The sequence below is a fragment of the Brachybacterium sp. AOP43-C2-M15 genome (genome assembly GCF_052446295.1).
In the GTDB taxonomy this organism is placed as follows: domain Bacteria; phylum Actinomycetota; class Actinomycetes; order Actinomycetales; family Dermabacteraceae; genus Brachybacterium.
This window is the reverse complement of the sequence record NZ_JBQSWB010000005.1, coordinates 160,109-173,216: the sequence shown is the minus strand read 5'-3', so window position 1 is coordinate 173,216 and position 13,108 is coordinate 160,109. Positions and strand designations below refer to the sequence as shown.

14 protein-coding genes and 1 pseudogene are annotated in these 13,108 nt (G+C 73.1%); 1 reads left to right on the top strand and 14 read right to left on the bottom strand.

Annotated features, from left to right (window positions below; genetic code table 11):
• Nucleotides 1-24: 24 nt before the first annotated feature.
• The 4 genes from frr to rpsB form a co-directional block, all read right to left on the bottom strand.
• A complete protein-coding gene (frr, locus tag ACT3SP_RS07345; protein ID WP_444586608.1) occupies nt 25-591 on the bottom strand; it encodes a ribosome recycling factor in 567 nt (188 codons plus the stop codon).
• A gap of 163 nt (nt 592-754) precedes the next feature.
• Nucleotides 755-1,507, bottom strand: a complete 753-nt coding sequence (pyrH, locus tag ACT3SP_RS07340) for a UMP kinase (RefSeq protein ID WP_444586607.1) — start codon at nt 1,505-1,507, stop codon at nt 755-757.
• 135 nt (nt 1,508-1,642) lie between these two features.
• Nucleotides 1,643-2,467, bottom strand: a complete 825-nt coding sequence (gene tsf, locus ACT3SP_RS07335; RefSeq protein WP_444586606.1) for a translation elongation factor Ts — start codon at nt 2,465-2,467, stop codon at nt 1,643-1,645.
• Nucleotides 2,468-2,569: 102 nt separating this feature from the next.
• Nucleotides 2,570-3,529, bottom strand: coding sequence for a 30S ribosomal protein S2 (gene rpsB / locus ACT3SP_RS07330; RefSeq protein WP_444586605.1), 960 nt, complete (start codon nt 3,527-3,529; stop codon nt 2,570-2,572).
• Between the two features lie 401 nt (nt 3,530-3,930).
• Here rpsB and ACT3SP_RS07325 point away from each other — a divergent pair.
• A pseudogene (locus ACT3SP_RS07325) lies at nt 3,931-4,437 on the top strand (peptidoglycan DD-metalloendopeptidase family protein); the annotation flags it as partial.
• Between the two features lie 234 nt (nt 4,438-4,671).
• Here the strand turns inward: ACT3SP_RS07325 and ACT3SP_RS07320 are convergent.
• The 10 genes from ACT3SP_RS07320 to trmD all read right to left on the bottom strand — a co-directional run bounded on the left by ACT3SP_RS07320 (nt 4,672) and on the right by trmD (nt 13,099).
• A complete protein-coding gene (locus ACT3SP_RS07320) occupies nt 4,672-5,721 on the bottom strand; it encodes a tyrosine recombinase XerC (protein WP_444586604.1) in 1,050 nt (349 codons plus the stop codon).
• Between the two features lie 39 nt (nt 5,722-5,760).
• Complete coding sequence (gene dprA, locus ACT3SP_RS07315) at nt 5,761-7,056, bottom strand: DNA-processing protein DprA (protein WP_444586603.1); 1,296 nt, start codon at nt 7,054-7,056, stop codon at nt 5,761-5,763.
• Nucleotides 7,053-8,594, bottom strand: coding sequence for a YifB family Mg chelatase-like AAA ATPase (locus ACT3SP_RS07310; RefSeq protein WP_444586602.1), 1,542 nt, complete (start codon nt 8,592-8,594; stop codon nt 7,053-7,055). Before ACT3SP_RS07310 ends, dprA begins: the two co-directional genes overlap by 4 nt.
• A complete protein-coding gene (locus ACT3SP_RS07305; RefSeq protein WP_444586601.1) occupies nt 8,594-9,061 on the bottom strand; it encodes a YraN family protein in 468 nt (155 codons plus the stop codon). The genes ACT3SP_RS07310 and ACT3SP_RS07305 overlap by 1 nt, the downstream gene beginning before the upstream one ends.
• An 81-nt stretch (nt 9,062-9,142) precedes the next feature.
• Nucleotides 9,143-9,445 carry a DUF2469 domain-containing protein gene (locus ACT3SP_RS07300; protein WP_087484437.1) on the bottom strand — a complete coding sequence of 101 codons (303 nt, stop codon included), beginning with the start codon at nt 9,443-9,445 and terminating at the stop codon, nt 9,143-9,145.
• Nucleotides 9,442-10,236, bottom strand: coding sequence for a ribonuclease HII (locus ACT3SP_RS07295; protein WP_444586600.1), 795 nt, complete (start codon nt 10,234-10,236; stop codon nt 9,442-9,444). Before ACT3SP_RS07295 ends, ACT3SP_RS07300 begins: the two co-directional genes overlap by 4 nt.
• Complete coding sequence (gene lepB, locus ACT3SP_RS07290; protein WP_444586599.1) at nt 10,233-11,012, bottom strand: signal peptidase I; 780 nt, start codon at nt 11,010-11,012, stop codon at nt 10,233-10,235. Before lepB (ACT3SP_RS07290) ends, ACT3SP_RS07295 begins: the two co-directional genes overlap by 4 nt.
• A 29-nt stretch (nt 11,013-11,041) precedes the next feature.
• A complete protein-coding gene (gene lepB / locus ACT3SP_RS07285) occupies nt 11,042-11,620 on the bottom strand; it encodes a signal peptidase I (RefSeq protein ID WP_444586598.1) in 579 nt (192 codons plus the stop codon).
• A gap of 23 nt (nt 11,621-11,643) precedes the next feature.
• Nucleotides 11,644-11,994 carry a 50S ribosomal protein L19 gene (gene rplS / locus ACT3SP_RS07280; RefSeq protein ID WP_444586597.1) on the bottom strand — a complete coding sequence of 117 codons (351 nt, stop codon included), beginning with the start codon at nt 11,992-11,994 and terminating at the stop codon, nt 11,644-11,646.
• Between the two features lie 361 nt (nt 11,995-12,355).
• A complete protein-coding gene (gene trmD, locus ACT3SP_RS07275; protein WP_444586596.1) occupies nt 12,356-13,099 on the bottom strand; it encodes a tRNA (guanosine(37)-N1)-methyltransferase TrmD in 744 nt (247 codons plus the stop codon).
• Nucleotides 13,100-13,108: the final 9 nt, after the last annotated feature.

Genomic DNA, 13,108 nt, shown 5'->3' with positions numbered 1-13,108 from the left:
GGTGCGCGTCTGCGGAGGCCGGGCTCAGACGGTCTCGAGCTCGGTCTCCTTGAGGGCGAGCGCCTCGTCGATCTGCTCGATCTGCTTCTTGGTCAGGGCCTCGAGCTCCTTCTCCGCGCGGGTGCCCTCGTCCTCGCCGATCTCCTTGTCCTTGACCAGCTTCTCGATGGCCTTCTTGGCGTTGCCGCGGGAGCCGCGCACGGACACGCGCCCCTCCTCGGCCTTGGTGCGGGCGAGCTTGACGTACTCCTTGCGCCGCTCCTCGGTGAGGGCCGGCAGGACGACGCGCAGGTTGTCGCCGTTGTTGGTCGGGTTCACGCCCAGGTCGGAATCGCGCAGAGCAGTCTCCACGGCGGCCATGGACGTCTTGTCGTACGGGGTCACGATGACCGTCCGCGCCTCGGGGAACTGCAGCGAGGCGAGCTGGTTCAGCGGGGTCGGGGCACCGTAGTACTCGACGGTGATGCCCTGGAACATCGCGGCGTTCGCGCGACCGGTGCGGATCGTGGTGAATTCGTCCTTGGTGACATCCACGGACTTCGCCATCTTGGCCTCGGCGTCCTTCAGGATGCTCGGGGTGTCGTCGCTCACGGGGTGCTCCTCGGTTCTCGGTGGTGGTTCTGGTCCATTGTCCCGCACCGTCAAGGTCTCCCCGGGCGAGGGGACGGCGCGGGGTCCCGGCGTGTCGTCGCCGCGGCGCCCGGGCCTCTCCCCGCTCAGCGAGGGCGCGCGGGCCGGGAACGCCGGGACTCGATCACTTGGTGACGACGGTGCCGATGCGGTCGCCGCGCATGGCGCGCGTGATGTTCCCCGGGGCGTCGAGGCCGAAGACCATCATCTGCTGGGCGTTGTCCATGCAGAGGCTGAAGGCCGTGGAGTCGACGACCTTGAGCCCGCGCTGGAGGGCGTCGCCGTAGGTGACGTGCTCGAGCTTCTTCGCGTCGGCGTCGGTGCGCGGGTCCGCGTCGTAGACGCCGTCGACGCCGTTCTTCGCCATCAGCACCTCCTGGCAGCCGATCTCGAGCGCGCGCTGGACGGCGACGGTGTCGGTGGAGAAGTACGGCATCCCGGCGCCGGCGCCGAAGATGACCACCCGGCCCTTCTCGAGATGGCGCACGGCGCGCAGCGGGATGTACGGCTCGGCGACCTGGCCCATCTCGATCGCGGTCTGCACCCGGGTGGAGACGCCGCGCTGCTCGAGGAAGTCCTGCAGGGCGAGGCAGTTCATGACCGTGCCGAGCATGCCCATGTAGTCGGCGCGCCGACGGTCCATGCCCCGCTGGGACAGCTCCGCGCCGCGGAAGAAGTTCCCGCCGCCCACCACGATGGCGCACTCGACGCCCTGGGCCACCCCCTCGGCGATCTCACCGGCGATCCGGGAGACGACGTCGGGGTCGACGCCCACGGCGCCTCCGCCGAAGGCTTCCCCGGAGAGCTTCAGGAGGACTCGACGTCCGTCCTCTCGCTGGGGGAGAACAGGAATCGGTGACGTGAACGTCTGGGTCATGTCGGTCCTTCCGCGCTGGGTCCTCGGCGATGATACCGGCACGGCCCCGCACCGATGGTGCGGGGCCGCGGGGCGGTGGCCACACTCACGTGCGGCCGGCGGGGCGCGACCCGCGAGGGTCCGCGCCCCGGGACGTCAGCTGCCGACGCGGAAGCGGAGGAAGCCGGTGACGGTGCCGCCGGCCTCCTCGACGACCTGGCCGACGGACTTCTTGGTGTCCTTGGCGAAGGCCTGGTCCAGCAGGCAGTGCTCCTTGAAGAAGCCGTTGAGGCGACCCTCGATGATCTTCGGGAGCGCCTTCTCGGGCTTGCCCTCGTTCTTCGCGGTCTCCTCGGCGATGCGACGCTCCTCGACGACCTTCTCCTCGGGGACCTCGTCCCGGGAGAGGTAGGCCGGGGTGAACGCGGCGATGTGCATCGCGATGTCGCGCGCGACCTCGGCGCCGGCGGCGTCGGTCGCGACGAGCACGCCGACCTGCGGGGGCAGGTCCTTGTTGGTGCGGTGCATGTACTCGGTGACGACCTCGCCGGAGACGCGGCCGATGCGACGGACCAGGATCTTCTCGCCCATGGTCGCGCCGGCGTTGGTGAGCGCCTCGCCGAAGGGGGTCTCGGCCAGATCCGCCGGCTCGGACGCGCCGGACTCGACGGCCGCGGCCACGGCCTCGTCGCCCAGCGCCACGAACTTGTCGTTCTTGGCCACGAAGTCGGTCTCGGAGTTGAGCTCGACCAGGGTGCCGGTGCGGCCGTCCTCGCTGTCGCGGATGTCGACGGCGATGAGGCCCTCGGAGGCGGTGCGGCCCTCGCGCTTGGCGATGCCCTTCAGACCCTTGACGCGGATGAGCTCCACGGCCTTGGCCTTGTCGCCGTCGGCCTCGTCGAGCGCCTTCTTGACGTCGAGCATGCCGGCGCCGGTGATCTCGCGGATCTCCTTGATGTCTGCTGCCGTGTAGTTAGCCATGTTCCTCTTCCTGGTGGGACGTGCTGCGGGAGGGGCGGGAGGCATGCGTCGCCTCCCCGTGGAGGGGCCCGGGAACGGTGGTGCCGCTCCCGGGCCCACGGATCACTCGGCGGCCGGAGCCTCGGAGGTCTTCTCCTCGGTGGTCTCCGCGGCGGGAGTCTCCTCCGCGGCGGCCGGGGTCTCCTCGGCGGCGGGGGTCTCCTCCGCGGCCGGGGCCTCCTCGGCGGTCGTGGTCTCCTCGGCGGCGACGGACTCCTCGGCCGGGGCGTCCTGCTGCTGGACCTCCGACTGCTTGAGCAGCTCCTGCTCCCACTCGGCCAGCGGCTCGGCGTCGACGGCGGAGACGTTCTTCTCGCCGCCGGCGCTCTTGGCGTGGCGCTCCTGCAGACCGGCCGCCACGGCATCGGCGATCACGCGGGTCAGCAGGGTGACGGAGCGGATCGCGTCATCGTTGCCCGGGATCGGGTAGGTGATCTCGTCGGGGTCGCAGTTGGTGTCCAGGATCGCGACGACGGGGATGTTCAGCTTGTGCGCCTCGTCGACGGCCAGGTGCTCCTTGTTGGTGTCCACGATCCACACGGCCGAGGGGGCCTTGCCCATGTCGCGGATGCCGCCGAGGGTCCTCTCGAGCTTGTCCTTCTCGCGGCGCATCATCAGCAGCTCCTTCTTGGTGCGGCCGGAGGAGGCCACATCGTCGAAGTCGATCTGCTCGAGCTCCTTGAGGCGGTTCACGCGCGCGGAGACGGTCTGCAGGTTGGTGAGCATGCCGCCCAGCCAGCGCTGGTTCACGTAGGGCATGTTCACCCGGGTGGCCTGCTCCTGCACGGACTCCTGCGCCTGCTTCTTGGTGCCGACGAAGAGGATGGTGCCGCCGTGGGCGACGGTCTGCTTGACGAAGTCGTAGGCCTTGTCGATGTACGACAGGGTCTGCATGAGGTCGACGATGTAGATGCCGTTGCGCTCGGTGAAGATGAAGCGACGGACCTTCGGGTTCCACCGACGGGTCTGGTGACCGAAGTGGACGCCGCTCTCCAGGAGCTGGCGCATGGTGACGACTGCCATGATGGTGCCTCTGTTCTCCGGCCCTGGGCTCGCGCGGCGCGCCCCGTGGGCGTCCGCGGTCATCGCGCAGGACCTGCATTCTCGGTTCTTCCCCGCCACCGGTCGGTGCGGGCCTGGTGCCCGGGTGTCGACCTCCTCCGAACGACCCTGCACGCAGTGCGGGGCGACCGGGGACCGGTGGCCGACGAGCCCTGGTGGGCACGCGAAGTCATCCGGACGGACCGGATGCTGGAGAGAGTCTATCCGACGACGCCGCGTCCCCGAGCGCGTCGTGCGTCACGCCGCGGCGGCGCCGGACGGGGCGAGACGCGGGCCCGGACGGTTCCTCCCCAGCGTCCCGTCGTCCACACCCACCGGCCGCGGCGTGCAGGGGATGCGCTGCGGTCGGGAGGATTCGCCCCATGCGCGACTCCCCTGCTCCGACTGCTCTGGCTGCTCCGGCCGCTCCGGCCGCTCCGGCCGCTCCGGCCGCTCCGGCCGCATGGTCCGCGCCGCTCCCGCGCGGGCTGCGCCGTCGCACGGCGCTCCTGCGCGTGGCGCTCGCACTGACGGCGCTGTGCCTGGCGGCGACGGCGCCCGCCGCGGCGCACGCCGAGGGTCCACGGTGGCGATGGCCCCTCCCTCCTCCGCATCAGGTGATCGCTCCTTTCGAGGCCCCTGCGCACCGCTACGGCCCGGGTCATCGCGGGATCGACATCGCCGCGACGGGCGGGACGGCGGTCCGCGCGGTGGAGGCCGGCACCGTGCGCTTCAGCGGGATGGTGGCGGGGCGCGGCGTGGTCTCCGTGGTCCATGCGGACGGGCTGCTGTCGACCTACGAGCCGGTGAGCGGTTCGGTCAGCGCGGGGTCCGCCGTGCGGGCCGGCGAGGTGCTGGGGATCCTCGAGGAGGCTCCAGGGGCATCGCACTGCGCCGGCGCGTCCTGTCTGCACCTGGGTGCGCGGCGTGGCGCGGACTACCTCGACCCGATGCCGCTGCTGGGGGCGCACGGTCCGAGCGTCCTGCTGCCGTGGGGCGGCGGGACGGGCGGCAGCGCGCCGTCGACGACCGGTCCCCTGCTGAACGCTCCTCTGCTCAGCGGCCCTCTGTCGGCCGGCCCGCCGCCGACCGGCTCGGAGCGGGCGAGGGCCGTGCCCCTCCGCTCAGGCACGGGGATGCGCCTGGTCGACGGTGCGCCGCAGCCGCTCCGCACTGACGTGCGTGTAGATCTGCGTGGTCGCGAGCGAGGAGTGCCCGAGGAAGTCCTGCACGCTGCGGAGATCTGCTCCGCCCTCGACGAGGTGGGTGGCGGCGCTGTGGCGGAGGGTGTGGGGTGAGATGTGCCGGGTGATCCCCGCCGCCGCTGCGCTGCGGTCCACCAGGGTGCGCACCGCACGGTCCCCGAGTCGGCCGCCCCGCACGCCGAGGAACAGGGCATCGCCGGCCCCGGAGGAGGTCGACGCGGCCGCGCGCAGCACCGGTCTGCCCTCCTCCTCCCAGCGCCGCACGGCGTCGAGAGCCGGGACGCCGACCGGGACGATCCGTTCCTTGTCCCCTTTTCCTCGGACGCGGACGGTGCCCCGCGCGTGATCGACGCCCGAGCGGTTCAGCGCCACCAGCTCGGAGACCCGCAGACCGGAGGAGTAGAGCAGCTCGAGGACGGCGACGTCGCGCAGGAGAACGGCCCGGTCACGAGGGGCGAGGGGTCCTGGGTGACCCGCCGCGTACTCGCTCTGCCCGGTGTCGACCCTTGCGGCGCCCGCGGTGGGGTCGTCGGACGGCGCCTCCGGCTCGGCGCCCCGTCCGCCCGCGGCCGCCTCGAGCCCGTCCAGCAGCGCTCCGGCCTGATCACCGGTCAGCACGGTGGGCAGGTGACGGCCGCGGCGCGGTGCCCGGAGCCGCCCGCCCACGTCGTGCGGGATCCTGCCGATGCCGGCGAGCCAGGTGGTGAAGGTGCGGGCCGCAGCCGCGGAGCGCGCCAGGGTGCTGGCGCTCGCCCCGGACTCGGCACGCGCCGCGAGCCAGGAGCGCAGCGCCGCCACGTCCAGTTCCTCGAGCGCGATGCGCTCGGTCTCGCGCAGATGCTGCGACAGGTCCGCGGCCTCGCGTCGGTACGCACGCACGGTGTGCTCCGAGCGACCCCGCTCGAGGCGGAGGTGCTCGGCGAAGTCGGCGAGGACCTTCTCGTCCTCGTGCTCCCGCTGGATGCCCATGGCCCCAGTCTCCCCCACCCGATGGTCCGGGGCGGTGCGTCACGGGGCGGTCCGGGCGCGTCGTGCGCGGGATCCCGAGCGCTCCACGATCCCCAGCAGCTCGAGCCGGGCGAGCGCCGAGTCGACCTCCTCGCCGGTGAAGCCGACCTCGTCCGCGATCCGGCCCACGGTGAGCGAAGAGCGCGGAGGCACCGCGTCGAGCACCCGACGGTCGGCGGGGCTGAGCAGGTCGAGCTCGTCCTGGACGGCGAAGCCGCCCTCCCCCGCGGCGGGTCCGCCGGGCAGCAGGTCCAGCAGGTCCCCCGGCTCGGTGACCAGCACCGCTCCGCGCTCCCTGATCAGGCGGTGACAGCCCGCGCTCGCCGCGGAGGTGACCGGCCCGGGCACGGCACCGACGGGACGGGAGAGCTGGTCGGCGAGACGGGCCGTGGACAGCGCCCCGGAGCGCCAGGAGGCCTCGACGACCACGGTGGCCTGGGACAGCGCGGCGATCAGACGATTGCGGGCCAGGAAGCGCCAGCGGGTCGGCGCGGTGCCCGGCGGCGCCTCGCTGACCAGCAGATGCTGTGCTCGCACGCGCTCCAGCAGCTCGGTGTTGCCGCGCGGGTAGAGGCGGTCGAGCCCGCCCGCGAGCACCGCGAGGGTCGCACCGTCCGTGGCCGCGAGCGCTCCGCGGTGGGCCGCCGCGTCGATGCCGTACGCCCCACCGGAGACGACGGTGCCGCCGCCGGCGGCGAAGGCGGCAGCGAGCGAGCCGGCGATGTCCTCGCCGTAGGGGGTGGAGGCCCGCGAACCGACGAGAGCGGCGCTGCGCGGCTCGACGAGCTCGTCGAGCCGGCCCTCCCCCTGCAGCCAGAGGCAGTGCGGGCCGGTCGCCTGAAGGTCCTCGAGGAGCGGTGGCCACTCGGGATCCTGCGGCGTGATGATGCGGATCCCTCGCCGGTCGGCGTCCTCGAGGACGGCTTCGACGTCGAACCGCGCCAGGCGCCCCGCCCAGCGGGTCACGGCCCGCTGCGCCCGCTGGGCCTGGGAGCCGGCGCCGGGGTCCGCGGCCTGGGCGGGCAGCTGTCCGTCGAGGGCACGGAGCAGCGCGCGGGCGTCGGCGGCCCGCGCGAGATCCAGGGCGGCCTGCGGACCGAGGACCGTGCGCGCGAGGAGGGCGACAGGATCCGAGGGCTCGGCGATCAGCGACCAGGTGATGCGTGCGAGTCGCTCTGCCTCCCGTGCGGCCGCGCGGGAGGTCTCCCCCGCCGTCGCGCGGGCGCTGCCGCCCGTGAGCAGGGGGTCGGCCGGGTCCTCGGCCGCTCCCTCGGCCGGACCGGTGGTGGGGGTCATCGCGGTTCTCCTTCGCGCAGGGTGAGGGCCTGACCGACATGCTCGGCCGTCGGTCGATCGGTGCCGGTGAGATCGGCGAGCGTCCAGGCGAGGCGCAGGACGCGGTCGTGTCCGCGCAGGGTGAGGCGACCCTGGGCGACGGCGTGGTCGAGCAGGCGGCGCTCGGAGGGGGCTGGGGCGAACTCCCGGCGCAGCAGCGGCCCGGGCAGGTGGGCGTTGGTGCTCCACTCGCGGTCCTCGTAGCGTCTGCGCTGCCGCTCCCTCGCGGCGAGGACCCGGGCGGCGATCTCCGCGCTGGGCTCGGCGTCGGCAGTGCCGCTGCGGTGGATGTCCACGGGGCCGACTCCCACGCGCATGTCGATCCTGTCCAGCACCGGTCCGGAGAGACGGGCCAGGTACCGCCTGCGCTGCAGGGGCGTGCAGCGACAGCGGTCGCCCTTCCCGTAGCCCTGCCCGCACGGGCAGGGGTTGGCGGCGAGGACCAGCTGGAATCGGGCCGGGTAGCGGGCCACGCCGCGTGCCCGGTGCAGGGTGACGTCCCCGGTCTCGAGGGGCTCGCGCAGGGCTTCGAGCACCCGGGACGGGAACTCGGGGGCCTCGTCGAGGAAGAGCACCCCTGCATGGGCCCGGGAGATCGCCCCGGGAAGAGCCAGCCCCGCCCCGCCGCCGACCACGGCCGCCGTGGAGGCGGTGTGGTGAGGGTTCTCGAAGGGCGGGCTGCGCCGCAGCCCGGTACGGGCGTCGAAGCGCTGGGAGAGGGACAGGATCGCCGAGACGGTCAGGGAGTCCTCGAGGCCCAGCGGCGGAAGGATCCCCGGGATGCGCGAGGCGATCATGGTCTTCCCCGCCCCCGGTGGACCGATCAGCAGCAGATGGTGGGCCCCGGCGGCCGCGACCTCGGCGGCGCGGCGGGCCTGCGCCTGGCCCACCACGTCGGCGAAGTCCGGCCGGTGCCCCTGTCCCTCCTCGGGCTCCGGGGTCCCCGGGGCCAGGATCGCGGGCGCCCGAGCCGGGGCCGGCGGCACCAGCGCGCCGAAGCGGAGCAGCAGCTCGGAGAGGTCCCCGATCCCGTCGACCTCCATCCCCTCCACGAGCCGCGCCTCGGCGAGGTTCTCCGCGGGGACCACGGCGCGGGTGAGGCCGCGGGCGCGGGCCGCGAGCAGGGCGGGGAGCACGCCGGGGATCGGGCGCGCTCGCCCGTCGAGTCCCAGCTCTCCCAGCAGGACCAGGTCCTCCGGGACGTGCGAGAGCAGATCGCCCTGCGCGTCGAGGACCGCCATGGCGATGGCCAGGTCGAACCCGGAGCCGTGCTTGGGGCGCCAGGCGGGGGTGAGGTTGACGGTGATCCGGCGCTGCGCGAGACGGGCGCCGCTGCGGGCCGCCGCGGCGCGGACCCTCTCCCGGGCCTGGAGCGTCGAGGAGTCGGGCAGCCCCACCAGGGAGAAGGCCGGAAGGCCCTGGGAGACGTCCGCCTCCACCTCGACCAGAGTCCCCTCCAGGCCGGACAGGCTGATCGACAGGGTGCGCGCGTGCCCCATCAGGACACCCCCTCGAGGTGCTCGAGGGAGAAGGTCCCGTCGGGCAGGGCATGGATGCCGACCACGTCGATGCGCACGTCGCGGTGCGGGGTCGAGCGCTCCATCAGGTACTCCCCCGCCAGGCGCCGCAGCCGACGGAGCTTCGCCGGGGTCACGGCCGCCTGCGGCACCCCGGTGACGAAGGATCGCCGCGTCTTGACCTCGACGAAGACGAGCGTCGTGTGGGCGAGAGCGACGATGTCCAGCTCCCCGTGGCGCAGCCGCAGGTTGCGCTCCACGACCTGCCAGCCGCAGGACTCCAGGTGTGCCGCGGCGAGGTCCTCACCGGCCCGGCCGAGCTCGCGGGTCGACATGTCGCGCACGCGACGGGGCGCGGGGACCGCGACGGGTCCCGCCCTCGGCGGTTCGGCGGCGGCTCCGGGGATGCGCGGTGACGGGGGCTCCGGGGCGGCGGCGAGGCTGTTCATGCCCGCCAGCCTGTCCAGGGATCAGGGCACGGGGAACAGGAGCGCCGATCCTGTGGACGGCGGGCCTCTGTGGAGGAACGGTCAGGGCAGGGAGATGTCCTGCTTGTTGAGCTCCTCGATGTTGACGTCCTTGAAGGTCACCACGCGCACCGAGCGCACGAAGCGGTTCGAGCGGTAGATGTCCCAGACCCACACGTCCGCGAGCCGCAGCTCGTAGAACACCTCCCCGCCGCCGGAACGGACCTGCAGATCCACCTGGTTGGCCAGGTAGAAGCGGCGCTCGGTCTCCACCACGTAGGTGAACAGGCTGACCACGTCGCGGTACTCGCGGAACAGCTGGAGTTCGAGGTCGGACTCGTAGTTCTCGAGGTCCTGGGCGCTCACCGACGCTCCTTCCCATCCTGCAGGGGCCATTGGTCGTCCCACAGTACGCCAGCTTCCACGGTGCTCGGCCCCGGTGGGGCCGCGGGCTGGGCGGGCACGGACGCGGCCGGTGCCGGCGCGGCGGGCACGGACGCTCCGGAGCCGAGGCGCCAGCTGCGCCGGTGATGCTCATGGGCGCCCAGGCGGTCGATCGCCTCGCGGTGCGCGGCCGAGCCGTAGCCCTTGTTCGAGGCCCAGCGGTACTCGGGGGCGTCGGCGTCGAGATCGACCATGTGGGCGTCCCGGGCGACCTTCGCCAGGATGCTGGCGGCGGCGACGCTCGCGCAGTCGCGATCCGCGGCGACGCGCAGCTCCACCAGAGGAGCGGGACGCTCCGCCGTCGCGAGCGCCGGGGTGAGGACGTCGACGTCGCCGTCCAGGAGGATCGCGTCGATCTCGAGCGCCAGCGCGTCGAGGGCGCGCAGCGCGGCGCGGGTCAGCGCCGCCATGATGCCGACCTCGTCGATCTCCGCGGCGCTCGCCCAGCCGACGGCACCGCCCCGGCCGGCCTCGAGGATCGGGGCGACCAGGCCCTCCCGGCGGCGTGCGGTGAGCTTCTTGGAGTCCCGCACCCCCTCGGGCAGCGGTGCGGGACGACCGTCCACGACCTCGATCGCGCAGGCGCCGACGGCGACCGGGCCCGCGAGCGCTCCGCGTCCCACCTCGTCGACGCCCACGACGATGCGCGTGCCGGGACCTCGGCGGGCGGCCAGCGCGGTCTCGGTCACGAGCGTGGGAGCGGGAGCGGTCACGACGGGTCGGGGACGTGCTCGAAGCTCGGCCGGCCGTCGTTCAGGCGGTCCCAGCTGCTGGCGGGCCAGAAGATGGCCTCGGCCCGGCCGGTGATGTCGTCCTCGTCGACGAAGCCGTTCTCCCCCTGGCTCTCGTGCCAGGCGGAGTCGGCCGAGGCGTAGCGGTTGTCCCCCATCACCCACACCTTGCCGTCCGGCACCGTCACGTCGAAGGCGACCTGGCAGGCCGGGGTCTCGGAGTTGATGTACGGCTCGTCGAGCTCGACACCGTTCACCGAGAGCGCCGCCCCCTTCTCCTCGCAGACCACGTGGTCGCCCGGCAGGCCGATCAGCCGCTTGACCAGATGGTCCTGGGAGGGATCGGGGGCGAGCCCCACCATGCTGAGCACCATCATCAGCCGCACCTGGGCGGTGGGGTTCTCGGTGGCGTCTCCCGGGATCCAGTCGGCGGGGTCCTCGAAGACGATCACGTCGCCGCGCTGCACGTCGAACACGCCCGGGCTGAGCTTGGAGACGATGATCTTGTCGTCCGTCAGGAGCGTGGGGTTCATCGAGCCGGAGGGGATGTAGAAGGGCTGGATCAGGAAGGTCTTGACCAGCACCGCGATCACCAGCGCGACCGCCATGGTCACCAGGGTGTCGAGCCACAGCGGCATCCGCTGTCGTCGGCGACCGCGCTCCGCGACGCGCCGACCGCTCTGCGACGAGGGGTCCTCACCGGCTGCGGGGTCCTCGGTGTCGGACACAGCAGGGCGGGAGTCGTCGGGGGCGTTCATCGCCGTGATCCTATCCGCTGATGCTGGGATCAGAGCGGACCGCTGCGCGTGAGAGGCCACACGATCCTCGTCGCCTCCCCCACCACACGGTCCACCGGGATCATTCCTCCGCCCGGCGCGCCGAGCAGGTGGCGCGAATCGGTGGAGTCCTCGCGGTTGTCCCCGAGCACGAAGATCCGCCCCTCGGGAACCTGCAGATCGAACTCGATGCCGCTGGGCTCGGTGCCGGCCGGCAGATAGGGCTCCTCGAGCGGGGTCCCGTCGACGAGGATCGCTCCGTCCTCGGCGCAGCACGTCACCCGGTCGCCGCCCACGGCGACGACGCGCTTGACCCAGTAGCGGTCCCCGTCGGCGTCCGACGGGGCGAAGTACCCGGTGCCGTCGAGGACGACCACGTCCCCCCTCTGCGCGGTGCCACGGGTGGACCGATCGGCCAGCAGCACGTCACCGACCTCCAGGGCCGGCTCCATCGAGGCCGAGGGGACCCGGAAGGGTTGGACCACGACGTGCCGCACCAGCAGCGCCGCGGCCAGGAGGAGCACGACGCAGACGGCGGCGACCACCACCGAGTGGGGCCGCCGCCGTCCGTCCGCGCTGTCGCGGGACATCCCCGGAGAAGGGATCGTCCGGATCAGGAGTGCTCGCGCTTCTCCTTGATGCGGGCCTTCTTGCCCGTGAGGTTGCGCAGGTAGTACAGCTTCGCGCGGCGCACGTCGCCGCGGGTGACGACCTCGATCTTGTCGATGGTCGGGGCGTGCACGGGGAACACGCGCTCCACGCCGACGCCGAAGGAGATCTTGCGGACGCGGAAGGTCTCGCCCACGCCGTGGCCCTGGCGGGCGATGACGTAGCCCTGGAAGACCTGGATGCGGGAGCGGTTGCCCTCGGTGACCTTCACGTGCACCTTGACGTTGTCACCGGCGCGGAAAGGGGGGACGTCCTCGCGCAGGGACGCCTTGTCGAGCTCGTCGAGCTTCTGCATGTTCTTTCTCCAGCCCTCCGCCTCAGGTCGGACGGCGTCGTTCGTGGGACTCCCCGTCACGGGGGTCCGTCAGGAACCGTCGATCCGGCGTGGGGCGTGCCCCGTGCCGGTGTGCTGGGCCTCTGGCGGCGACTCCCGTCGCCACGGACCTGCCCGACCGCGTGGAGCGCCCTCCCCTGAGGCAGAGAGGCGCGCGGTGCGCACGAGGAGCCATTCTGCCAGCGCACCCCCGCAGCGGCAAGCCCGTCGGCCGACGACCGTGCTGGTCATCACCGTCCTGCACTGTCACCTCCGTCACGGCCGGGGCCGGGCCCCGGGAGCGAGCCCGGGGCCGGGCCGGATCGGGCCGGGCCGGGCGGCGTCAGGCCGGGTCGCCGTCGGCGCCGGCCAGAAGGTCGGGCCTGCGCCGCCGGGTCCGCTCGAGGGACTGCTCCCGGCGCCAGCTCGCGATGCGCCCGTGGTCCCCCGAGAGCAGGACCGGCGGTGCCTCGCGGACCACGCCGGCCGGGTCGGTCCAGCGGGCGGGCCGGGTGTACAGCGGGTACTCGAGCAGGCCGTCGGAGTGGGACTCCTCGACCAGGGACTCGGCGTTGCCGACCACGCCGGGCACCAGACGCACCACGGCCTCGGTGATCGCGAGCACCGCGACCTCGCCCCCGTTGAGCACGTAGTCGCCCAGGGAGACGAGAGCGACCTCGCTGCCGATGTCGGCCAGGTGCTCGTAGACCCGCTCGTCGATCCCCTCATAGCGGCCGCAGGCCAGCACCAGCCACTCGCACTGGGACCATTCCTGAGCGGTCGCCTGCGCGAACGGGGTGCCGGCGGGGTTGGGGAAGACGATCAGCGGTTCGGTGTCCTCCCCGAGCTCCTCCTGACCGGCCTCGCGCACCGCGGCGAAGGCCTCCGCCCACGGCTCGGGCTTCATCACCATGCCGGCGCCGCCGCCGAGCGGCGAGTCGTCCACCGTCCGGTGACGATCGTGGGTCCAGGTGCGCAGGTCGTGGACATGGAGATCGAGCAGCCCCTCACGCCGGGCCCTGCCGATCAGGGAGAGCTCGAGCGGGGCGAGGTACTCGGGGAAGATGGTGAGGACGTCGATGCGCATCGGGTGGCC

Excerpts from the sequence above, each read along its gene's own strand:
- lepB (WP_444586599.1), bottom strand. The coding sequence starts at position 11,012 with ATGAACGCCCCCGACGACTCCCGCCCTGCTGTGTCCGACACCGAGGAC.
- trmD (WP_444586596.1), bottom strand. The coding sequence starts at position 13,099 with ATGCGCATCGACGTCCTCACCATCTTCCCCGAGTACCTCGCCCCGCTC.
- lepB (WP_444586598.1), bottom strand. The coding sequence starts at position 11,620 with ATGTCCCGCGACAGCGCGGACGGACGGCGGCGGCCCCACTCGGTGGTG.
- rplS (WP_444586597.1), bottom strand. The coding sequence starts at position 11,994 with ATGCAGAAGCTCGACGAGCTCGACAAGGCGTCCCTGCGCGAGGACGTC.
- rpsB (WP_444586605.1), bottom strand. The coding sequence starts at position 3,529 with ATGGCAGTCGTCACCATGCGCCAGCTCCTGGAGAGCGGCGTCCACTTC.
- ACT3SP_RS07305 (WP_444586601.1), bottom strand. The coding sequence starts at position 9,061 with ATGAACAGCCTCGCCGCCGCCCCGGAGCCCCCGTCACCGCGCATCCCC.
- pyrH (WP_444586607.1), bottom strand. The coding sequence starts at position 1,507 with ATGACCCAGACGTTCACGTCACCGATTCCTGTTCTCCCCCAGCGAGAG.
- ACT3SP_RS07310 (WP_444586602.1), bottom strand. The coding sequence starts at position 8,594 with ATGGGGCACGCGCGCACCCTGTCGATCAGCCTGTCCGGCCTGGAGGGG.
- ACT3SP_RS07320 (WP_444586604.1), bottom strand. The coding sequence starts at position 5,721 with ATGGGCATCCAGCGGGAGCACGAGGACGAGAAGGTCCTCGCCGACTTC.
- tsf (WP_444586606.1), bottom strand. The coding sequence starts at position 2,467 with ATGGCTAACTACACGGCAGCAGACATCAAGGAGATCCGCGAGATCACC.
- dprA (WP_444586603.1), bottom strand. The coding sequence starts at position 7,056 with ATGACCCCCACCACCGGTCCGGCCGAGGGAGCGGCCGAGGACCCGGCC.